Raw genomic sequence first — 21,841 nt, 5'->3', positions numbered from 1 at the left:
CCTCGGGGGTCAGGACATTCGGCAGCAGGGTACCCCCGGCCACCGACACTCTCCCCGCAGGCTCGCCAGCGCGGCAAGATCGCGTGCCCGTTTCGCCCGGCCGCCGGCGGCCCGTTCCAACGGCCCGCACGGGCGGTCGCACGGCCGCCGCCCGATCGGACGGCCCGTGCGGAGGCCCCCTCAGAGGCTACGTCGCGCGTCCAGGTGGAGAAGCGGTGTCCACCAGGGGATGGATCCGTTCCGCCCCGGTTCCTCTCTATCGTCCTGAGGCATGGCATACACGATCGGCGTCGATGGCCTGCGCAAACGCTACGGGGACGTGCAGGCCGTCGACGGAGTCTCCTTCGAGGTGGACGAAGGCGAGTTCTTCGGGATCCTCGGGCCCAACGGGGCCGGCAAGACCACCACGCTCGAGATCATCGAGGGCCTCCGCGAGGCCGACGAGGGCGAGGTCTCGGTACTGGGACTGCCGCCCTGGCCGCGCAACGCGAGACTGCTGCCGCGGATAGGCGTGCAGCTCCAGGCGTCCTCGTTCTTCGAGCGGCTCACCGCGCGCGAGCAGCTCCAGACGTTCGGCTCCCTCTACGGGGTGCCGGCGAAGAAGGCCGACGCGATGCTGGAGACGGTCGGGCTCGACGACAAGGCCGATGTGCCGGTGGAGAAGCTGTCCGGCGGGCAGGCCCAGCGGCTGTCCATCGCGTGCGCCCTCGTCCACGACCCCGAGCTGGTCTTCCTGGACGAGCCGACCGCCGCCCTGGACCCGCAGGCGCGCCGCAACCTGTGGGACGTGCTCCGGGAGATCAACACCGAGGGCCGGACGATCGTGCTGACCACGCACTACATGGACGAGGCCGAGATCCTCTGCGACCGTGTCGCGATCATGGACCGGGGCCGGATCCTGCGGCTCGGCCCTCCCGCCACGCTCGTGCGGGGCCTGGATGCCCCCGCGCGGATCAGCGTGGCCACCGGGACGCTGCCCGTCGAGGACGCCCGGGGCCTGCCCGGCGCGGACGAGGTCTCCGACGACGGCGTGTCCCTGATCATCTCCACCCGCGACCCGTCCGCCGTGGTCGCGGCCATGGCCGCCAAGGACGCGCTCACGGGCGTGCAGATCCACGGCGCCACGCTGGAGGACGTCTTCCTGGAGCTGACCGGACGGGAGTACCGCGCGTGACGCCCACCACCCACGCCCCGTCCCCCACCGGCACGGCGTCGCCCACGGAGGCGGCGTCCCCCGCCGGCGCGAAATCCGGTACCGGCACGAGCGGAGCAGGCCGATGAGCACGTTCGACAGCTTCAAAAGCCTCTCGCGGGCGATGTTCCTGGGATTCCGGAGGGACAAGGGGGCGCTGTTCTTCACGGTGCTGTTCCCGCTGATGTTCCTGGTCATCTTCGGCGGGATCTTCGGGAAGCAGACCACCTCCAAGGTGAACGTGATCGCGGTCGGGCCGGTCCCCGTGCTGGAGCAGGCCCTCGCGCACGACTCCGGCGGCGGGCTCGGCAAGACCCTGAAGCTCACCAGGAAGACCGACCGGTCCGCCGCCCTGAAGAAGGTGGAGAAGGGCGACGCCGACGCGGCGGTGGAGCAGCGGGGCAACCAGCTGACCGTCCACTACTCGGCCGCCGACCAGGTGAAGGCCGGGACGGCCCGGGGCCTGCTCGACTCGATCGTGCAGTCCGCCAACCAGGCGGCGTCCGGGAAGGCCCCGACCTACAACATGGCCTCGCAGGCGGTCGAGGACGACTCGCTCAAGGCCATCCAGTTCTTCACGCCGAGCCTCCTCGGATGGGCCCTGGCGTCGGCGGGCGTGTTCGGCGCGTCCCAGACGCTCGTCACGTGGCGCACCAAGGGGATCCTGCGCCGGCTGCGGCTGTCCCCCGCGCCCATCTCGACGGTGTTCGGCGCGCGTGTGGCGGTGAGCATCGGCGTGGCCCTCGTCCAGCTCGCACTGTTCCTGGCCGTGGCCCAGCTCCCGTTCTTCGGCCTGAAGCTCCAGAACGCCTGGTGGATGGCCGTCCCGATGGTGGTGTCCGGCGTCCTGGCGTTCCTGTCGATCGGGATGGTGATCGGGGCGTGGGCCAAGACGCAGGAGACCGCGCAGGCCGTCACCCAGCTCGTCGTGCTGCCGATGGCGTTCCTCGGGGGCTCGTTCTTCCCGCTGGACGCCGCGCCCGGATGGCTCAAGGCCATTTCGTACATCTTCCCCCTCCGGTACCTGAATGAGGGCATGCTGAACGTCATGGGCCGCGGGCTCGGACCGACTTCGGCGCTGCCGCAAATCGGCGTCCTGCTGGGCGTCGCCGTGGTGGGCGCCGTGGTCGCCACGCGGCTGTTCCGATGGGACGACGCATAACACGCGGGGAGGGGCGTGTGACGTCGGTCACTTATGACCCCATTCTGCTGTGGGCGTACGAAGAAGCAGATTGGGAACGTCCACGTCGGGTTAGATGTTCTCCTAAGTACCGACCCCGAGCATGAGGAAGGTGCCGTGACTGGAGCCCTTGCCCCAACCAAGCCGCTGACCGTCGCCGACCGTTGCGACCGCTGCGGTGCCCAGGCCTACATCCGCGCAGTCCTCGTAGGCGGCGGCGACCTTCTGTTCTGCGCCCACCACGGGCGCAAGTACGCAGAGGCCCTCCGCTCCAACGGGGCCGACATTCACGATGAGACCGACAGGCTGAACGAAACCGCAACCGCCACCGCCCCCGACGACGAGCGGTAGGCCTACAAATACACATTCCGTCGCACGGCGGCCGCCCGCTCGGGTGGCCGCCGTCACGTTTTTCAGCGATCCCTCCGTATGGCACGATTCGCGCTGACTTCAAATAGTGACTAATTGGCTACGGTACGCATTCGCCAAACACGCCAGGTCAGCATGAGTCAGCCTTCGGCACGACGTTCGGACGTTTCAGGGGCGCACCGGACGTACCCGGTAGTGATAGCCGCCCGCCGGCTCGAATCCTTCGCTCTCGTACAGGGCGCGCGCCGCCTCGTTCCGTTCGACGACGACCAGGTACGCGCGGGTGCAGCCGCGTTCGCGTCCCCACGCCATGAGCGCGCGCAGGACACGCCGGGCGAGCCCCCTGCGCCGCGCCTCGGGAGCGACCGCCATCGCGTAGATTCCGAGCCACTCCCCTGCGGAACGCCCCGTCCGACCGCGACGTCCTCCAGCGAGGCGTACCCGGCCGACACGCCGGTGAGGATCCTGGCGGCCATCGGAAGCCGGTCGGCGTATCGGCCGTCGACGGCCCACCACCGTTCGAGCCATTCCGGCGTAGGCGCGTCCTCCACCACGACATCGCCGATCCCGGCCGTTGTCGCACTCCCCGAGAGGTCCGCGACCATCGCCAGGGTCGGGTCAACGAGCCCGTAGCCGCGAGCCTCCAGAAGCCCGTCAAGCCCGCTGGGGCGGGCCTGTTCGCTCAGAGAGAACACGGTCGGCAGGCCGCGTTCGGTGTAGAACCCTTCCGCGCGCGCGATGGCGTCGTCCACATCGGCCGGATCGGCCAGGGGCAGCACCGAGTTGGCGCGCTTGGTGACCCCGTCGGCGTGGCGCAGCACCCAGCCCCCAATATCCTGGGCGTACGGTGCGGGCCAGGCCGCCGCTACCAGTTCGTCGAGCTCATCGAGGCGCAGGTCCGTCCGGCAGTCCATGACGCCGCACCCTAGACGGGGCGTCGGCCCATCGCGCTTTCGGGGGGACCGTGCACATCCTGCTGCCGCCATCGGAGAAGAAGGCCGTCGACGGCGACGGCCCTCCGCTCGATCTCGCGTCGCTCAGCTTTCCGGGTCTGAACCCGACGCGCGAGCACGTGCTGGCGGCCCTCGCGGAGGTGAGCGAGCGGGACGACGCGCAGGACATCCTCGCCCTTCCCAAGGGGCAGGCCGACGAGGCGCTGGCCCGGAACCGGGCCCTCTACAAGGCGCCGACCCTGCCCGTCAGCAGGCTCTACACCGGAGTCCTCTACGACCAGCTCGCCCTGGCGGACCTCGGCAAGCGGGCGCGCCGTGCGGCCGACGAGCAGATCATCGTCTTCTCCGGGCTGTGGGGCGCGCTCCGGCTGACCGACCGCATCCCCCCGTACCGCCTGGCCATGGGCGTGACGCTCCCTCCGGGCGGCACCCTCGCCGCGCTGTGGAGGCCCGCCCTGAAGGAGGCCCTGCCCCCGGACGGGGAACTGGTCGTCGACATGCGTTCCGGCCCCTACGCGTCCGCCTGGAAAGCCCCACAGCCGGCCGTGGCCGTACGGGTGTTCCGCGAACGCATCCTCGGCGGCGTACCGAAACGGACCGTGGTCAGCCACATGGCCAAGGCGACCCGCGGAAAGGTCGCGCACGACCTCCTTCAGGCGGGCGCCAAGCCCCGTACACCGGAGGAACTCCAGAAAGCGGTGGCGGGCCAGGGCCACATCGCCGAACTGAACGGCACCAACCTGGACATCATCCTCCCCAACTGACCCGCCCAGCCCGTCCCTGCCGCCCATAGCGCACACCACGTCCCGCCCCTACTCCCCGCCGGCCTCTCCGTCGGCGCGACGGCTAAGCCGTGGTGACATTGAGGTGGCGGAGCGCCTTGACGTACTGCCCGACCTCATCACCGCCCAGGTACGTCCAGGGCAGGCTGCTGGGACGGCCCAGCGTCCGCAGGAGGTGCTGGCGGGCGGGACGGCGCGCGTCCGCCAGATGGAACGCCGCGCCGAAGAGGTTGTGCGCCTCGATCGTCCTGGGATGGGGGCGCGCCCCTCGAACCAGCCGCGCGCGGCCGCCTCCACGTCCCGGCACTCCTCCTGAGAGAACCAGGACGACGATCCGCGGATGAGGCCCGACCGCTCCTGGACGAAGTACTCGAAGTAGGCCAGCGGGATGAGCGCCGCCCTCGGATCCTCGCGCGAGGCCGTGCTCAGGGCCACGCGCGCGAAGTCGAACATCTCCTCCGGCAGCCCGCCCCACTGCGGGGAGAGGCTGACGACGCGCGCCACGTGCGCGCCGTACAGGGTGGGGTAACGGCTGTTGGCCTGCGCCCAGAGGGCGTCCTTCTCCTCCCGGTCGGCGTCCAGCCCGAGGGCCAGCCAGAGCATCGCCTCCCAGGGGACGGGATCCTCCGGCCATAGCGACGCCGCCCGCATGAGCGGATCCCGGGCGGCACGCATGGTGGTCGTGTACGCCTTGTAGCCGGCGGCCTGTACGGCTCGTGCGCGCGCGTCCGGGCGGATCCGCCACGCCTCCTCGACCCGGGTGCGGCCGAGCCACAGCCACAGGTCGGGATTGGACGGATCCTCGGAGACCAGCATCTCGATGCCCCGGCTCAGCCCGCAGGCGGCCTTGGCGAGCGCCTCAACGCGCTGTGAGCGGAGTTCGACGTCGGCTCGGGCCTCGGCCAGGGCGTGCGCGCCGAGCCGCATGAAACGGTCCCTGACGGCGTTGACGGCCTGGTCGAGCACCGGATCGCGCCACGGGCGCCCGACGACCACCTGGACCGCGCGGGCGCGGGACGGCGGGCCCGCGCCGAGGGTGCTCCGCTCCACCGAACCTCCAGGCGCCCGGTCAAGCTCCATCAGTCCCATGGCGCGGAAGCGTAGGAACGGTCAAGGCGGCGAACGCTACCCCGACGTTAAAAGTGTGTTACATGCCCAAAAGCCTGATGACCTGGAATTTTTCCCCGTGTCAACGGAAAACGGATGATCTCCGGGCGGGCGCTCAACACGTGCGTAACGCGGTCCGGACGCACCCATGCTCCAGGGGCCTGCGTCCGTGCGGACGCAGGCCCCTGGAGACGCATCGGGACAGGCGAAAGCCCGGCCCGACCAACGCTCAGCCGAGGTCTCCCCCGGCGGGAACGGTCAGTCGAGGTAGTCGCGCAGGACCTGCGAACGCGACGGGTGGCGCAGCTTCGACATGGTCTTCGACTCGATCTGGCGGATGCGCTCGCGCGTCACCCCGTAGACCTTGCCGATCTCGTCGAGCGTCTTCGGCTGGCCGTCGGTCAGGCCGAACCGCATCGACACCACGCCCGCCTCGCGCTCGCTGAGCGTGTCGAGCACCGAGTGGAGCTGCTCCTGGAGCAGCGTGAAGCTGACCGCGTCGGCGGGGACGATGGCCTCGGAGTCCTCGATGAGGTCTCCGAACTCGCTGTCGCCGTCCTCGCCCAGCGGCGTGTGCAGGGAGATCGGCTCACGGCCGTACTTCTGGACCTCGACGACCTTCTCAGGGGTCATGTCGAGCTCCTTGGCCAGCTCCTCCGGGGTGGGCTCGCGGCCCAGGTCCTGGAGCATCTGCCGCTGCACGCGCGCGAGCTTGTTGATGACCTCGACCATGTGCACCGGGATGCGGATGGTGCGGGCCTGGTCGGCCATCGCGCGCGTGATCGCCTGCCGGATCCACCAGGTGGCGTACGTGGAGAACTTGTAGCCCTTGGTGTAGTCGAACTTCTCGACGGCGCGGATCAGGCCGAGGTTGCCCTCCTGGATGAGGTCCAGGAACAGCATCCCGCGCCCGGTGTAGCGCTTGGCGAGAGAGACGACCAGCCGGAGGTTGGCCTCAAGGAGGTGGTTCTTCGCGCGGCGCCCGTCCTCGGCGATCCACTCGAAGTCCTCCTGGTCCTCCTCCGACATCGCGGGGCCGTCGGCGGCGAGGCGCTCCTCGGCGAAGAGCCCGGCCTCGATGCGCTTGGCGAGCTCCACCTCCTGCTCGGCGTTGAGCAGGGGTACCTTGCCGATCTGCTTGAGGTAGTCCTTGACCGGGTCGGCGGTGGCGCCGGCGGCCGCGATCTGCTGGGCGGGAGCGTCCTCGTCGTCGTCGCCGAGGACGAACGCCTCCTCCTCATTGGCCGGGGCGGCGCCCTCCGCCGGCTTCGCGGCGGCCTTGGCCACGGCCGGAACGGCGGCCGGGACCTCCTCGTCGGGGGTGTCCGCGTCGTCGGCCTCGACGGCCGCAGGCTCCACCAGCTCTTCCTCGAGGTCCTTGAGGTCGTCGTCGAGGTCGGTGACGTCGACGTCGTCCTCCAGCTCCGGGTCGTCGTCCTTCTTGCCCGCGGCCTTCGGGTCGGCGGCCGCGGGGGCCGCGCCCTTCTTGGCCGCGGCCTTCTTCGGCTTGGCCGCGCCCTTGGCGCGCGGCGGGCCGGGCTTCGGGGCCGCCGGCTTCGGCGCGGCGGTCTCCTCGGGCACGTCGTCGTCGCTGACGACGGCGGTCACCGTGTCGGGCTGCTCTTTCGCGGCAGCGGCTGTCTTGGGCCTGCGCGCCGTCTGCGCCGCGCGCTTGCGCGGACGCTTCGGCGCTGCGGAGTCGGCAGCGCTCACCATGACGGTCACACCCTCCTTGCTGAGGCTCCGCAGGATGCTGGAGGCCTTCGACACGGGGATGTCGGCCTCCTCGAACGTACGTCGTACGTCGTCGGCTTCGAGGTAACCCTGGGACCGTCCACGCTCGATCAGTTGCGCGATGACGTGCTCGTGCAGATCTGACGCTTTCGAGGTCGAGCTAGCAGGCGACACAAATACCTCTCGAACGAACGTGTGGCTTGGTTGACCCAAGTGCCCTGACGGGCCCGGCCTCACACTGGGTGGGACCACACACCTGGGCGAGACCACCTTGTGCGGGACCGCAGCGTACCCGCTCTTACTAGGGTCAAGCATTCTGGCACGGCCGCGCATTCCGCTTGGCTGTCCTGCCCGGTAACACACCACCTTAGAGGGCGCGGGACGGTCCTTCGTACGTACTACACCGTCTTCTCGCGGTCTTCGGCGGGCCTCACGCGGGCTTCGGCGGGACGTGCAGGGCAAGTACGGTCACATCGTCTACCTGCTCATACCCGGCAAGCATCCGATCGACCAGGAAGTCGACGAGTCTCTCGGGATCTCCTACCACTTCAGGTGGGGCGTCCGCCGCGACGGCGACCAGTTCCTCCAGCCCCGCGTCCACCCCACGCCTACGGTTCTCCACAAGTCCATCGGAATAGAAGACCACAGTGTTGCCGGTCTCGATGGAAAAACTTGTCTGCTGTCGTTGGCTGGGCCAGCCGAGCGGGGTTCCGGGCTCGCGCGTGCTGACGCGAGCGGGCGTGTCGGGCGAGATCAGCAGCGGTGGCGGATGGCCCGCGTTGCTGAACGCGCCCCGGCCGGTCTCGGGATCGATGACCGCGTACGCGACCGTGGTGAACTGCTCCTCGTCCTCCGTGGCGCTGAAAAGCCGGTCGAGTCCGGCGAGCACCGCGGCGGGACGGGGGTCGTTGAGGGCGAGCGCCCGCAGGGCGTTGCGGACGCGTCCCATTCCGGCCGCCGCGAGAACGCCCTTGCCCGTCACGTCGCCGACGGCGACGGCGAGCCGGTCGTCCGGCAGGCGGAACACGTCGTACCAGTCGCCGCCCACCTGAACGTGCCGGGTGGCGGGGTTGTACCGGGCGGCCAGCACCATGCCGGGCAGTTGCGGGAGGTCGCTGGGCAGCAGGCTGCGCTGGAGTTCCTCGGCGGTCTTGTGCTCGCGCTCGAAAAGCAGCGCGCGTTCCACCGCGAGAGCGCACTGGCCGGCGAGGGCCTCCAGGAAGACCCGCTCCTCCTCGGTGATCTCCCGCGGGCGCGTGAAGGAGAACCGCAGCGCCCCTATCGGAGCGCCCGCCGCGAGCAGGGGCAGGCCCACCCACGCGCGCTCCTCGGTGTGCTGGAGGAACAGGCCCGTCTCGTCCCTGCCGAGCTGGAGGCGGAGGCTGTCGGGGTGCTCGGCCAGGAACGGCCGGCTCTCGCGGACCGCGACCGACAGCACGGTCTGGTCGCTGACCTTGATGTCGTCCAGCGAGCCGCCCCGGCCCTCCGTGCGCCCCTCGTGCTCGGCGCCCGGCTGCGACGGCGTGACGATCGTGAGGCGCAGCTTGTCGTCGTCGAGCAGCGCGACGGCGGAGTAGTCGGCGCCGATCGCCGACCGGCCGACCTCGGTGATCACCTGGACGACCTGGGAGACGGTCAGCGCCTCGGCCAGCATCGAGGTGGCCTGCTGGAGGCGCGCGGTGCGCAGGGCCGCGGCCGAGAGCTGCTCGGTGAGGCGCCCGCGCATCTCCTCGGCCTCGCGCTGGCCGGTGACGTCGGTGTTGGCGCCGACCCACTCGACCACCGCGTCCCCGCGCCAGATCGGCACGGCGCGCACGTCGAAGTGCCGGTAGGTGCCGCTCTTGGTGCGGACGCGGTAGTTGGTCTCGAAGACCCGGTTGTCGATCACGCATTCGCGCCAGATCGCCTCGATGCGCGGCCGGTCCTCGGGGTGGACGACCGACAGCCAGCCGCCGCCGGCGTAGTCGTCGGGCGTCTGGCCGGTGATCGCGCGCCATTCGGGAGCGTCGTCGATCACGCCGCCGTCGGGCGCGGCGACCCACACGACCTGCGCGCTGGCCTCGACCAGGGAGCGGTAGCGCTGCTCCTTGCGCCGGATGACCTCCTCGGCGCGGCGCCGTTCGGTCATGTCGAGAGCGGTGAGCACGACGCCGACCGGCTTGCCGTCGGAACCGCGCGCGGGCAGCCAGGTGCACGTCAGAATCCGTTCGCCCACGCCGGGGACCGGCGGGGGCTCGGCCAGGACCGGCGCGACCGGCGCGACCGGCAGGGCCTCCGCCTCCGCGCGCGAGGCCACGCCGCCCGTGTCCGTGTCGTGGACGTTCTCCGGACCGGAGGGCTGGTCGCCCAGGGACGCGGCGTCGGGCGGGCCTGCTGCCTGGGGCGGAACGGTCGGGCGCGGCTCGCCGGAGCCCGGGATGCCCGGTGCGGAGTTCGGCCCCGCGCCCGCGCGTTCGGCGGGCACGATCAGGTCGAGCTCGTTCTCGGCCAAGGGGCGGTCCTCGGAGAGGGCCCTGCGCAAGGCGTCCTCGAACGCGTTGGCCAGGGCTTCGGGGAGCACCTCCGCGGGGCGCCGCTGTTGCAGCTCCCGTACGGGCACTCCCAGCATGGCCGCCAGCGCGTCGTTCGCCCGCCTGCACCGCAGGTCGGTGTCGAAGAACGCCAGACCGGCCGGCGCCTGCTTGAGCAACGTCGCGTACAGCGCGGCGTCGGACGCATCCATGGGCTGGCCCTCCACCCCGGAGACCCTGGGATGCGGAACGGACGTCTCGGTGCTCATGGACAACACCTCCGCCCCAGAGGGTCCCGTACCGCGCGGCAAGTTTTCATCACTATGAGTGAATGGGAGCAGGCTAGCGCTCCCGCCTCCATCACAACACCGGTCGGAGTCAGGTATTCATCATCCCGATGGTTCGCCGCGGACGGAAGCCCTGATGGCCATCCTTGTCACACGGCTCCCAGCGGCGACCTCGGATTCGGACGCCCTCCGCCGGACCGTCTCCGGGGTCCCGGCGACGACCGTCACGGACGGCAAGTAGGAGATGGTACGACGATCGGGACGCTCCCGAAGGCGAACCGGGCTTGCTCGGCGAGTTCCGGACGCTTGGAATTCTCACGCTCCGCAGCCGCATCTTTGGCAAAAACCCGGCAAAGCCCAGGTCGTCTACGCCTTGGCCTTCGCGGCGGCCTTCATCTCCTGCTTGAACGCGCGGACCTTGGCCAGCGACTCCGGGCCGGTGATGTCGGCGACCGAACGGTGCGAGCCCTCCTCGCCGTACGCCCCGGCCGCCTCGCGCCACCCCTCCGGGCGCACGCCGTACTGCTTGCCGAGCAGCGCCAGGAAGATCTGCGCCTTCTGCTTGCCGAAGCCCGGCAGCGCGTTGAGACGCTTGTAGAGCTCCTTGCCGGACTCGACGTCCCGCCAGACGCCCTCGGCGTCGCCGTCGTAGTTCTCGACCAGGTACTGGCAGAGCTGCTGGACGCGCTTGGCCATCGAACCGGGGTAGCGATGCACGGCGGGCTTCTCGGACAGCACCGCGGCGAATCGTTCGGGGTCGTACGCCGCGATCTCGTGCGCGTCCAGGTCGTCGGCGCCGAGACGCTGCACGATCGTGTACGGCCCCGAGAAGGCCCATTCCATCGGGATCTGCTGGTCGAGCAGCATCCCCACCAACGCGGCTAGGGCGCTTCGCCCGAGCAGTTCGTCGGCCTCGGGGCGCTGTGCGAGGTGAACCTTGGTGGCCATGGCCCCACTTTAGGGCGCGCCCGCCCGCGCGCCCGCGCGAGGCGGAAGGGGGCGAGGCGTCGGGAGTTCTGTCGAAACCCTTACGGCTGGACGCGGGCCATGGCGGGCCAGGGACGTCGGTGCTCGAATGGAAGCGTGAACGAGGAGGAACGGGCGGAAGACCGTCCCACGGAGGCGAGTCCTCCCGTTGAGGACGGCAGTCCCGTAGGGCGGCGCATCGTGCTGGGGATGCTCGGCCTGGGCGTGGTGGGCATCGCCGTGGGCGGGACGCTCCAGCAGAAGGTCAACCGCGCGCTCGCACCCGTGGGCCAGATAGGCAACGTCCTGCCCGCCGCCGGAGGCTTCCGCTATTACTCCGTGGTCGGCAGCGTTCGGAAGCGCAAGGCGGCGGAGCACCGCGTCACCGTCGCCGGTCTCGTCGAACGGCCCAGGGCGTTCAGCATGGCCGACCTGGCGGCGCTGCCGCAGACGCGGATCAATCGGGATTTCCAGTGCGTGACCGGCTGGCGCGTGCCGGACGTGGGGTGGGCGGGGGTCGCCCTGCCCGATCTCCTGAACGCCGTCGGTGTTTCTCCGAGTGCGCAGGCGGTGCGGTTCAGATCGTTCGACGGCGAGTACACCGAGTCCCTGACGCTCGCGCAGGCGCAACGGCGGGACGTGCTCGTCGCCACCGAGATGCAGGGCGGGCCCGTCGCGCACGACCACGGAGGCCCCGTGCGCCTGTATGTGGCACCGATGTACGGCTACAAGTCGCTCAAGTGGCTGGGCGGAATCGAGGTCACCGACAAGGTCGTCTCCGGCTACTGGGAGCGGCGCGGTTACGACGTGGACGCGTGGGTCGGCCGCTCGAACGGACGCGACGATGCGCCGACCTGATCTGCTGGCGCGCTTCACCAGGGCGGAACGCTGGGTGCACCACCTGACCGCGCTGCTGATGCTGGCGTGCCTGGCGACGGCCGCGATGCTGTACCTCCCGGCACTGTCGACGGTGGTCGGCCGCCGCGAACTCGTCAAGACGGTCCACGTGTGGTGCGGGTTCGCGTTGCCCGTGCCCGTTCTCCTTGGGCTCGCGTCGCGTGCGTTCCGTGGCGACGTGCGGCGGCTGAACCGGTTCGCTCCGCTCGACTGGGAGTGGCTCCGCCGCCGCGACAGGAGGTCCGTGCGCAACGGCCGGGGCGTCATCGCGGTGGGGAAGTTCAACGGGGGCCAGAAGTTGAACGCGGCGTTCACCGCGGGCGCGATCCTGGTGATGCTGGGGACGGGAGAGGTCCTCACCTTCCCCGAGCTGTGGCCGGACCGCTGGCGGACGGGCGCGACGTTCGTGCACGACTGGCTGTTCATCGCGATCGTGGTGGTGACGGTCGGACACCTGTGGGAGGCGCTGCGCGATCGCGACGCGCTCAGGGGGATGCTGACGGGGCGCGTGGACCGGACCTGGGCGGCTCGCCACCACGCGGGCTGGGAGGCCCAGCAGACGACGCGCGTCACGCGGGGCGCGGCACCTGAATCGGGCCGTGAGCAGGGCGATGACAGCGCGCCTGACAAGGAGCGGACCGAGCCTGCAAATCGTGGCCCGGGAATGTCTTGACACTCGCCGCAAAACGGCTGGAATGACATCGAGGCGAGAGTGAACGGCACGGCTCCCACCGGGTCGCGCGCGCCGGGCACGCCCGCCTTGCCCCGGCGGCTCGGCCAGGTCCGCCGGACCCCTCGGGCGCGGAGGTGTTCGCTGATGCCTGCACTCGCCGACTACCGGAGCGAGACCCGCGAGCTGCTCGCGCGGCGCCTCGCGTCCGAGTTCGCGGCTTTCACCCACAGCGCCGTCGAACGCTGCGTCGCCGACGTCCAAGCGTGCGCGACCCATCTCGGGCTGGACGCCACCCCGGCGCTCGTCGAGCGGATGGCGCGGGAGCATCTCGTCGGCATGATCAAATCCGAGCCGCCGTCGGGCCGGCTGTCGGCGCGGCTGGACGACATGGCTCCTGGATGCGCCATGGACGGCCCTGGTGACCGCGTAGACGGCTGAGGAGAGGCTTTCTGAGACCCGGGTCGGGTGGCGAGGCCGGCGACGGCTCACGGGCGCGCTGGGGCGTCCGCGGTGGCCCGCCGCGTCCCGCGGGCTTCCGGGCGTCCCGGTTCGGCCTCCGCCGATGTCCTGGACATCGGCGGCCCGGGGATCTGAGAAGCTAGGCGCGTGAGTCCCCGCAGCCGCCGCCAGTCCTCCGGGGATCCGGCGCGGGACCGGCCGCCCTCGGACGAGGTTTCCGCCATCTTCGACGGGATGCTCCGGCACGCGCGTGAGCTGCTGGCCGTTCGCAGCCCCTTGGACGCGGAGCTGATCGTCAGCGAGATCCTGGGTTCCTGGTGGGGCCACCGCGTGCCCGGCGGCGACGTCGAGGAGGTCATCGGCGAGGCGCTGATCGACCACGCCACGCGCGCCTCGACCCCGGCGGGACTCGCGCTGCTCACCGGCATGGCCTACCTGGGCACGCCCCGGCAGGCGGCCAAGGCCGAGCGCGCCGCCCTGGAGCTGATGGACCGCGGCGTCGCGCGCCCGGGATGGGCCGACCGCGTCGGCATGGTCGCCCCCGAGGAGTGCTACGTCTCCCGCGACGTCTACGGCGACCAGGACTCCATCGTCTGCACCTACGCCTACGGCGGGGCCGAACGGCACGCCCTGGTCGTCCTCGTCGACCGCAACAAGGCCGGGACGGTCGAGCCCTCCGCGCGCACGCCCGCCTGCGGCATGGTCCGCGACGCGTGGGTCTCCTCCCAGGTCGACAAGCTCCTCGACCACTGCCGCCGGGAGGGCCGCGACAACCCGCTGATGCGGTTCGAGCAGCTCGACCCCCGCGACACCAAGGCGCTCCTCCAGAGCGCCCTGGAGATGACCGACTCGGCGGACGACCCCCGGTCAACGACAATTTCGGCTCGTATCACGCGTTCGTCCGCGCGCGCGTCGGGATCCTCCCGCCGGGCGGGCGCCTGCCGCAGCCGCCCGTGTACGGGCGGGACCGCCGCGCGACGATCGCCGCACGGTTCCTGGCGTCCGACGAGGCGGAGGACCTGTCTGACCGGTCCGCCGCGACCCGCTGCGTCGACCGCCTCATCGACTACGGCTGCACCCACGATTTCGGCCGTCCGCTGCGGGTCAGCCCGATCAAATGCGAGATGTTCCTGCTCGACTGGCTGCCGCGCAAGGTCCTGCTGTCCCCTACCGAGCAGGAGGCCGTGCCGCACGTGCTCGCCGCGTGGGTGCGGTGGGCGGGCAAGCGCACCGGCCTTCCCGAGGCGGGCGTCCGCGCGACGCTCGACGCCGTCTGGGACGCCACCGCGAAGTTCGCCGAGGCGTATCGCGATCCGTCCGCTTTCGGCCTCGACCGGGAGCTCGTCGACCGGCTCCTGCCGGACGGCGACATGGAGGCGCTGCCCCGCCGCGCGTTCGCGCTGCCGTTCCTGTCGGGAACGCATCGCCTGTCCGGGAGGCACGGCTCCATCGACCTGTCGACCCTCGATCCCGCTGATCCCTCCGACCGGCGGATCATGCTGGAGTTCGAGCATCCCGGCGCGCCCGAGGATCATTTGGACGCGCACGAACGGCTGACCGTACGCCTCTGGGACGGCGACCCACCGCAACTCTGGGAGACCGCGCAGGCACTCTTGGACGTCGGCTACGAACGACACGAGATCCTGCACAAACTCATCGACGTCCTCGACCGCTGCGAGAACGACCCGCAGGAGCTCAGGCGGGCGCTCCGTGTACTGCGTCACGAACCCCCGCCCGAGTGAACTCCCGGTTTGCCAGAGGCGTCCGGGACGACAATCATCGGAAACTCGGGCATCGGTCTCGCGGGGGCCCGGGGGTCGCCCCGGTCGTAGGGAGTGATCTTGTTGGAGTGGTCCGAGTTCGCCCAGCGCCTGGGGCGGGAGCTGGCGGGTCTCGAACGGGACACCATCCTCATCGTGCGCGAGCGCGAGGAGAGCCGCCACTACGTCCAGGCCATGCGCGAGCCGGACCGGCTCTACGCCGAGGCGGTCAGCAACAACTTCCTCGACGGGCCGCTCCTGCTCACCCTCGCGGACGAGGAGGTCATGAGCGAGGCGGGCTGGCGCCCGCCCGCCGAGCCCTCGCCGCGCAACTGGTGGACCGAGCTGCCCTCGTACGCGACGTCCGTCGACTACGCGCGCCTGGCCGACGTGATGGTGACCGCGCTGCGCGACGTCCAGGCCGTGCGGCGCCCGTCCGACCTGGTGTACGAGTCGTTCCACCGGCATGGCACGGGCCTCATCGAACTGCTTGATTTCGGCATCGACACCGCCGACCCCTCGCGCGTCACCAAGCGCCGCGCCTCGTCGGCCGAGGACGCGGGCCGTCCCGGCCCCGTGAACGGCACCGCGCTCGAAGGCATGGCCTCTAGCGGTACGGGACCAGCGGGTACCGCTCCGGCGGCCACCGGATTCGCGAGTACGGCCCCTGAGGGCAGGGTTTCCGCCGGACCGGCCGTCCGCGCGGGCGTACCCGAGGCCACTCCCCCAGAGGTCTCCGCCGCAGGGCCCGACACCCTCGAACCCCGTCTCGCGGACGCCAAGCAGCGCGGCGACCACACCACCTACTTCGAGCTCCTGCTCAGCGCCGATCTCGTTCTGCCGGCCGGCGAGGCCGCGTCGGGCACGCTCCCCACAATCACCATCGGGGGAGCACGTACGCCACCGTGTTCACCTCGCCGGAGGCCCTCGGGCGCAACGGCGGTCGGCAGCCCTACCGCAGGACGACGTTCGCCCAGCTTTCCACCGGCTGGCCCGATCCTTCCTGGCAACTCGCCATCAATCCCGGGCTGCCCAGCGAAATCCATCTCGACGCCGCCGCCATCGCCCGCCTCGACGCCAACCAGCGCGCCGCGACTCCCGGCATCGACCCCAAGGACCCGTTCGGGCCCGGCCCGGCCAGACCCACGCTGGGTCCGGTGCACTCGGAGACTCCCCCCGCGCACGCGCGGGCCGAGCCCTCGACGGGCGACCTCGCGACGCCCGCCGCGCCCGGTGCGGGTTCCGGCGGACACGAGCCGGCGCAGCGTGCGCTCGACCCGAGCGTCCAGCCCTCCTCGGACCCCGCCCACACGGCGATCGACCCGTACACGGTGGCCGACCTGGAAGCGGCGGTCGGATCCGGTACGGTTCCCGCGGAACCCCTGACGGCGCCCACACCCCGGGAGCCCGAACGCGTCCCGATCCGGCCACCGCACGGAACCCGCCTGTGGCAGTGGTCCGGAGAAAGCGAAACGACCACGCCCGTGGCGGTCTACGACGCCATCGGCGGTGTCTGGGCCCCCGTGCGCGCGGACGCGGTCCCCGCTCCCGGCGCCGAGTGACGCAGCGTTCCGCTACCGTCGAGTACGGCAAGCCCGACACGGACCTGAGAGTTGGATCCGATTGGACTGGAACGACTTCGCCAAACGGCTGACCCTTGAGCTCGCGCGGCTTCCGGTCGGGTCGTTCCTCATCGTGCAGGGGGCGGGCGGTCTGCCGTACGCGCAGGCCATGCGCTCGGAGGGCGCGGTCGACGCCGAGGCGGTCGGCAGCGCGTTCCTCCCGCGCCCGCTCGCCGCCCGGCAGGAGCGCCGCCTGGCGGCCCTCGGCTGGGAGCGCCCGGACGAGCGCCAGAACTGGTGGTGCCGGTTCACGATGCGTGACCGGAGCCGGGTCACGGCCGAGGAGATGGAGGAATGCGGGATGCTCGCGGGCCGCATGGTCGGCGCGTTCCGCGACGTGTACGGGATCCGTTCGCCGCTGGAGCTCGTCTACCAGGCGAGCCGTACCGGTGCCGACGGAGGTCCGCTCACGCTTCCCGGTCTGGGCATTCCCCTGGCGCTTCCCGAGGACGATCCCGATTCTCCGTCGTCCGCCGATCTGGAATCCGTGCTCGCGTCGGCGCGCGAGCGCGGGGACCAAGAGACCTATCTCGACCTCGTGTCACGCGCGATGCTCTTCCTGCCCGCGCCGGGCGATCCGTCCGCCGCGGACCACGCGTACGCGACGGCGCAGTTCGGCGACGGCACGTTCGTGCTCGCGTTCACCTCTCTGGACGCGATGAACCGGTCCCTGCGCGGCCAGGCCGTCCACCACCGTTCCGCGTTCGTGTCCGAGCTCGCCGCCCACTGGCCCAATCCCGAATGGCAACTCGCCATCAATCCCGGCCTGGCCAGCGCCGCCTATCTCGACGCGACCGTTCTCCAGGGGTCCGCGAAGCAGGAGCCTGCGAAGAAGGACCCCACGATCCCGCCGACGCCCGACGACGTCCACGTGGCCGGTTCCAGCGTCGCCCGGAACGGCGTGCGCCCGGTGAGTCCCCGGCCGTCCGCTGCGCGCCCTAACGCCGCCGGCGCGGCCCCTGCCGCGCCCGTGACGCCTACCCCTCCTGCGCCAGCGGCGGCCGACCCTGCCGCGAACGCCACGGTCCCGGATATACGCGTCCCCACAGCACAACCCAGCGCCAACGCACCCGTTACGCACACTCGGCCACCGAACGGCACCGGCACTGCTCCGACCGCGCCCTATCCCGCTGCGCGAGTGCCCTCCGCGGAGGGATCCCCCCTCACGCACCCCCAAGGGCCCGGCTCCACGGGCGCGCGCGGGACGGCCACCCAAGGCGGAGCCGCTGGAACGGGCACCGGCGCAGGCGGGCAGGCGGGCCCCTCTGCGCCCGCACCGCCGGGCGCGCAGGGCCCCGTCGCGTACGCGCCGCATGACGGTCGTGAACCCAATGCCGCGACCATGCCCGGAGGAGCCGGTCAGAAGGCCGCCAGGGCGCGGGCCCCACAGAACGGCGATCCGCAGGGCGTTCGCATGGGAGCGGACGTTAGGGCGGGCGTGGTCGTCATGCAGAAGGTTCTGCGGCCCGAACACGTGCCCCACTATCTGGACGGCGGTTACGACCTCGTCGCCGGATACGTGCACCGGTTCCAGGACGTACGGGAGCTCAACACCCCCGCGCGCCTGATCCGCGGGCTCGGCCTCGTCTACGAGGGGTCGCCGTTCTCCACGGAGGCCGAGAGCGTCCACGTGGTGCGGTGGCCCGCGATGAAGCCCGCGCTGTTCCGCAGGCCGCTGGGCGGGATCGACGAGTGGAGCATGGGGATCATCCCCGGCGGCTGGGTGATCGAGAAGGCGCCGTTCCCGGGCTCCGGGTACGCGCCCGGAGACGGCCCGCCGGTCCCCGAGTTCAAGATCGACAGCCAGCGGCTGCCGCACGGCGCGGAGATGTACCGGCTGGACCGGACCGGGACGGCGGCACTGGTCGCCACCTACGACAGCGATCTGCGGCGCTGGGCGGGAGGACGCGGATGACGGTCCGGCACGGTTTCTACGCGGGCTGGCGCGGGCGCGAGTACGAGGCGAGCCCCGACGGCGAGCGGGTGCGGCTGTACCTCGCCGGGCCCGCCGAGGGATTCACGCCCGTCACGGCCGACCGGCACGTACGCGTGGTGCCTGCCAGGGAAGTGGAGCATCTGACCTACGTCAGCACCATGTGCCTGTGGCGCGGCGAGCCGTTCCTGGTGCTCGGGGAGCACGAGGACTGGCTTCGGGTCGAATACAGCGGCGGCAAGGCGCCCGTGGCCGAACGGCTGGGGCTCGAACCGTTCGACAGGGGTGTCTACCAGGCGTGGGCCCCAAGAAACGAGGTCAAGGACGTTCGCGAGGAGAGCCTCTGAGGCCGTTCCGCCTTTTCGAGGTGGTCGGAGAGGATCGGCCCTGAGCCCGGCGTCGTCCGGCCTCCGGCGCGATGGTAGATGTGTGGCATGGCGGTCATCGACATCAACGCGGACCTCGGCGAGGGGTTCGGCGTCTGGCGCCTCGGCGACGACCTCGCGCTGCTCGACGTGGTCACCAGCGCGAACGTGGCCTGCGGGTTCCACGCGGGTGACCCGGTCATCATGCGGCGCGCGTGCGCGGGGGCGGTGGAACGCGGCGTCGTCATCGGCGCGCAGGTCTCCTACCGGGATCTCGCCGGGTTCGGGCGGCGGGAGATGGACGTCGCCGAGGAGGAACTGACCGCCGACGTGCTCTACCAGCTCGCCGCCCTGGACGGCATCGCACGCGCGGAAGGCGGACGAGTCGCCTACGTGAAGCCCCATGGGGCGCTCTACCACCGCGTCGCCCGCGACCCGGTGCAGGCACGCGCCGTCGCGGAGGCGGTGCGGGTGTACGACGCGACGCTGCCGCTCCTCAGCCTCCCGGGCTCGGCCGTCCACACTGAGGCGCAGGGTTTGACGGTCGTAGCCGAGTGCTTCGCCGACCGCGCCTACACGCCGGCCGGATCCCTCGTGTCACGGCGGGAGCCCGACGCGGTGGTGCACGATCCGGCGCTCGTCGCCGAGCGCGCCGTACGGATGGCCGTGGACGGAACCGTCATCGCCATCGACGGGAGCGAAATCTCTCTGGGAGCACGTTCGATCTGCGTGCACGGGGACACGCCCGGCGCTGTAGCGCTCGCCCAGGCGGTACGCACCGCGCTGACCGAGGCGGGGGTCGCCCTGGAGCCGTTCGCATGAGGATCCGCCGGGCCGGGGACACGGCCCTGCTCGTGGAGACCGGGGACCTCGCGACCGCCCACCGGCTGCACACGGCGATCCGTTCGGCCGGGGTCGCGGGCGTCACCGATGTGGTTCCGGGCGAACGCACCGTCCTGGTGGTCACCGATCCCGCACGCTGCGACCTGGACCGCCTGGCGGCCCGCCTGCCGAGCCTGCCGCTTCCTCAGCGGGCGGACGACGAGGCGCCTCCCGTCGAGATCCCCGTGTCGTACGGCGGCGAGGACCTGGACGAGGTCGCCGAACTCACCGGGCTCTCCCGCGCGCACGTGATCGAACGCCACGCCTCCGCCACGTACACCGTGGCGTACCTCGGTTTCTCACCCGGTTTCGCGTATCTGACGGGGTTGGACCCAGCGCTGCACGTTTCCCGCCGTGACTCCCCGCGCACGGCCGTACCGAAGGGCTCCGTCGCCATCGCGGGGCCCTACGCAGCCGTCTACCCGTCGCGGTCGCCCGGTGGCTGGCGTCTCATCGGGCACAGCGACCTCGCCTTGTGGGACGTGCGGCGCGAACCCCCGTCCTTGCTACAGCCCGGTACACGCGTGAAGTTCGTTCCAGAGGAAAGCGGCCGTACTCCCGGCGGAGACCGCTTCGGCCCCGAGGAGAGCCGTTGATCGAGGTCGTCCGGCCCGGACCGCTGGCGACGATCCAGGATCTGGGGAGGCCGGGCCACGCCCACCTGGGGGTGCCCCATTCGGGCGCTGCGGACGCGCGTTCGCTCCGCCTCGCCAACCGCCTCGTGGGCAATCCGGAGAGCGCTGCGGGCATCGAGTTCACCATCGGGGGCGCGGCGCTGCGTTTCCACCGGCACGCCTGGATAACCCTCACCGGCGCGCCGCTCCCCGCCCAGGTCGACGGCCGCGCGTGCGGCATGAACGCGCCGTTCCACGTGCCCGCCCACAGTCTCCTGGAACTGGGCACCCCGGCTCTGGGCCTCCGCAGCTATCTCGCCGTCCGCGGTGGTCTCGCCACGGAAGACGTACTGGGCAGCCGTTCCACGGACCTTTTGTCGGGCCTCGGCCCGGCTCCGCTCTCCGTCGGAGACCGCCTCCCGCTCGGGCCGCCGACCGGCCTGGACGACCTGCGCGTGGATGTCGCGCCCGTTTCCCTGCCGTCGGACGTCCCCGTCCTTCGCATCCTGCCCGGGCCTCGGGACGACTGGTTCACGGCGAAAGCGCTCGCCGCCCTGACGTCCGAGCCGTACACGGTGTCCTCCGAGAGCAACCGCGTGGGCGTACGTCTCGAAGGCACTCCGCTACCCCGCGCGCGCGATGGGGAGCTGAGCAGCGAGGGCATGGTCACAGGAGCCCTACAGGTTCCGCCCAGCGGACTTCCCATCGTCTTCCTGGCAGACCACCCGACCACCGGGGGTTACCCGGTCATCGCGGTCCTCGCGTCCAGGGACGTTCCGACGGCCGCCCAACTGCGTCCGGGCCAGCACATCCGCTTCCGCCTTTGCGGCCGTGGCTCAGGTGAGTGACTCGGAGGACACCCGGTCGAGATGCGCGACGTCGTTGTATCCGCGTAGGGAACGGTGCCCGCCGAGGCTCACGACACGGGAGATCGATCCGTTGTCCGGGGTGAGGAACGCGAACGGCCGCGATCCGGTGGTGAGCGCGAGCGCCTGCCCGATGACCCCGCCGTGGGTGAAGACCGCGATGCGTGCGTCCGGGTGCGCGGCGGCGATCCGTTCCAAGCCGAGACGCACTCGTTCCGCGAACGCCTCGTCGCGTTCCGCGCCGGGAATCACGTCCCACCGCTCCTCGGCCCAGAGGCGCTGCGCTATGGGCCCGTTCTCGGCCACCATCTTCCGGAAGAGCCCGCCCTCCCACTCGCCCAGGTGCACTTCGCGCAGGTCCGCTTCCACCTGAGGGACGATCCCGAGCCGTTCGGCCAAGGGTGCGGCGGTCTGGGCGGTACGGCGCAGGCTGGTCACGTAGATGGCGTCGATCCGCTCCTCCGCGAGGCGCTCGGCGACGCGTGCGGCTTGCTCGTGCCCTTCAGGGGCCAGTTCCGGGTCGCCTTGGCCGTTCACCAAGGGGAACGGCGCGTCCGGGCGGGCGGCCTGGGAAGCGCCATGCCGTATCAGCAGGAGTTCGGTCGCGCCGGGGGGCGGCTGGTAACGCGTCTGCCGGTATTCGACCGGCTCCTCCTGGGAACTCACGGACGCACCCTAGCTCTTGCCCCT

Annotated in this window: 20 protein-coding genes and 1 pseudogene; 15 read left to right on the top strand and 6 right to left on the bottom strand. The window is 71.3% G+C overall.

The features are described from left to right. Positions 1-271: 271 nt before the first annotated feature. The 3 genes from GEV43_RS27940 (at position 272) to GEV43_RS27930 (ending at position 2,723) form a co-directional block, all read left to right on the top strand. Entirely contained in the window at positions 272-1,174 is a 903-nt protein-coding gene (locus tag GEV43_RS27940) for an ABC transporter ATP-binding protein (protein WP_160823248.1), read from the top strand. A gap of 103 nt (positions 1,175-1,277) precedes the next feature. Next, positions 1,278-2,354, top strand: a complete 1,077-nt coding sequence (locus GEV43_RS27935; protein WP_160823247.1) for an ABC transporter permease — start codon at positions 1,278-1,280, stop codon at positions 2,352-2,354. A 135-nt stretch (positions 2,355-2,489) separates the two neighbouring features. Further along, positions 2,490-2,723: a hypothetical protein gene (locus tag GEV43_RS27930; protein WP_160823246.1), complete on the top strand. Its 234-nt coding sequence runs from the start codon at positions 2,490-2,492 to the stop codon at positions 2,721-2,723. A gap of 186 nt (positions 2,724-2,909) precedes the next feature. On the opposite strand, the gene GEV43_RS51200 is transcribed toward GEV43_RS27930, so the two are convergent. Beyond that, positions 2,910-3,269: an N-acetyltransferase gene (locus GEV43_RS51200; RefSeq protein WP_241683064.1), complete on the bottom strand. Its 360-nt coding sequence runs from the start codon at positions 3,267-3,269 to the stop codon at positions 2,910-2,912. Between the two features lie 436 nt (positions 3,270-3,705). Between GEV43_RS51200 and GEV43_RS27920 the strand changes: the two genes are divergently transcribed. Then, positions 3,706-4,458 carry a YaaA family protein gene (locus tag GEV43_RS27920; RefSeq protein ID WP_160823245.1) on the top strand — a complete coding sequence of 251 codons (753 nt, stop codon included), beginning with the start codon at positions 3,706-3,708 and terminating at the stop codon, positions 4,456-4,458. A 48-nt stretch (positions 4,459-4,506) separates the two neighbouring features. Here GEV43_RS27920 and GEV43_RS27915 read toward each other — a convergent pair whose 3' ends face one another. From GEV43_RS27915 to GEV43_RS27900, 4 genes are all read right to left on the bottom strand, one after another. Continuing rightward, the gene (locus GEV43_RS27915) at positions 4,507-5,526 is read right to left on the bottom strand and encodes a hypothetical protein (protein ID WP_241683063.1); all 1,020 of its coding nucleotides are present in this window, start codon (positions 5,524-5,526) and stop codon (positions 4,507-4,509) included. A 315-nt stretch (positions 5,527-5,841) separates the two neighbouring features. Next, the gene (locus tag GEV43_RS27910; RefSeq protein WP_160823244.1) at positions 5,842-7,491 is read right to left on the bottom strand and encodes an RNA polymerase sigma factor; all 1,650 of its coding nucleotides are present in this window, start codon (positions 7,489-7,491) and stop codon (positions 5,842-5,844) included. A gap of 256 nt (positions 7,492-7,747) precedes the next feature. Further along, a complete protein-coding gene (locus GEV43_RS27905; protein ID WP_160823243.1) occupies positions 7,748-10,096 on the bottom strand; it encodes a SpoIIE family protein phosphatase in 2,349 nt (782 codons plus the stop codon). A 384-nt stretch (positions 10,097-10,480) separates the two neighbouring features. Next, a complete protein-coding gene (locus GEV43_RS27900) occupies positions 10,481-11,062 on the bottom strand; it encodes an HhH-GPD-type base excision DNA repair protein (protein WP_160823242.1) in 582 nt (193 codons plus the stop codon). Positions 11,063-11,290: 228 nt separating this feature from the next. On the opposite strand from GEV43_RS27900, the gene GEV43_RS27895 reads away from it, so the two are divergent. The 11 genes and pseudogenes from GEV43_RS27895 (at position 11,291) to GEV43_RS27850 (ending at position 21,133) form a co-directional block, all read left to right on the top strand. After that, positions 11,291-11,938, top strand: coding sequence for a molybdopterin-dependent oxidoreductase (locus tag GEV43_RS27895; RefSeq protein WP_206681307.1), 648 nt, complete (start codon positions 11,291-11,293; stop codon positions 11,936-11,938). Then, positions 11,925-12,650, top strand: a complete 726-nt coding sequence (locus GEV43_RS27890; protein ID WP_160823240.1) for a cytochrome b/b6 domain-containing protein — start codon at positions 11,925-11,927, stop codon at positions 12,648-12,650. Before GEV43_RS27895 ends, GEV43_RS27890 begins: the two co-directional genes overlap by 14 nt. A gap of 144 nt (positions 12,651-12,794) precedes the next feature. Next, positions 12,795-13,088, top strand: a complete 294-nt coding sequence (locus GEV43_RS27885; RefSeq protein WP_160823239.1) for a hypothetical protein — start codon at positions 12,795-12,797, stop codon at positions 13,086-13,088. Between the two features lie 974 nt (positions 13,089-14,062). Further along, complete coding sequence (locus GEV43_RS55210) at positions 14,063-14,851, top strand: hypothetical protein (RefSeq protein WP_309239870.1); 789 nt, start codon at positions 14,063-14,065, stop codon at positions 14,849-14,851. A gap of 93 nt (positions 14,852-14,944) precedes the next feature. Further along, positions 14,945-15,253 (top strand): annotated as a pseudogene (locus tag GEV43_RS56360) (SseB family protein); the annotation flags it as partial. Positions 15,254-15,774: 521 nt separating this feature from the next. After that, positions 15,775-16,431 (top strand): hypothetical protein, encoded by a 657-nt coding sequence (locus tag GEV43_RS51195; protein WP_309239869.1) that lies wholly within the window; start codon positions 15,775-15,777, stop codon positions 16,429-16,431. A 61-nt stretch (positions 16,432-16,492) separates the two neighbouring features. After that, positions 16,493-18,406 (top strand): SseB family protein, encoded by a 1,914-nt coding sequence (locus GEV43_RS27870; RefSeq protein WP_160823238.1) that lies wholly within the window; start codon positions 16,493-16,495, stop codon positions 18,404-18,406. Then, a complete protein-coding gene (locus GEV43_RS27865; RefSeq protein WP_160823237.1) occupies positions 18,403-18,771 on the top strand; it encodes a hypothetical protein in 369 nt (122 codons plus the stop codon). Before GEV43_RS27870 ends, GEV43_RS27865 begins: the two co-directional genes overlap by 4 nt. An 87-nt stretch (positions 18,772-18,858) precedes the next feature. Next, entirely contained in the window at positions 18,859-19,611 is a 753-nt protein-coding gene (locus tag GEV43_RS27860) for a LamB/YcsF family protein (RefSeq protein ID WP_160823236.1), read from the top strand. Further along, positions 19,608-20,267, top strand: a complete 660-nt coding sequence (gene pxpB, locus GEV43_RS27855) for a 5-oxoprolinase subunit PxpB (RefSeq protein ID WP_160823235.1) — start codon at positions 19,608-19,610, stop codon at positions 20,265-20,267. The genes GEV43_RS27860 and pxpB overlap by 4 nt, the downstream gene beginning before the upstream one ends. Further along, complete coding sequence (locus tag GEV43_RS27850) at positions 20,264-21,133, top strand: biotin-dependent carboxyltransferase family protein (RefSeq protein ID WP_160823234.1); 870 nt, start codon at positions 20,264-20,266, stop codon at positions 21,131-21,133. The genes pxpB and GEV43_RS27850 overlap by 4 nt, the downstream gene beginning before the upstream one ends. Here the strand turns inward: GEV43_RS27850 and GEV43_RS27845 are convergent. Further along, positions 21,122-21,817, bottom strand: a complete 696-nt coding sequence (locus tag GEV43_RS27845; protein ID WP_160823233.1) for a histidine phosphatase family protein — start codon at positions 21,815-21,817, stop codon at positions 21,122-21,124. The two genes, GEV43_RS27850 and GEV43_RS27845, sit on opposite strands and share 12 nt — an antisense overlap. Positions 21,818-21,841: the final 24 nt, after the last annotated feature.

It is taken from the genome of Actinomadura sp. J1-007, from assembly GCF_009793335.1.
GTDB lineage: Bacteria > Actinomycetota > Actinomycetes > Streptosporangiales > Streptosporangiaceae > Spirillospora > Spirillospora yumaensis.
This window is presented reverse-complemented; position numbering and strand designations above follow the sequence as displayed.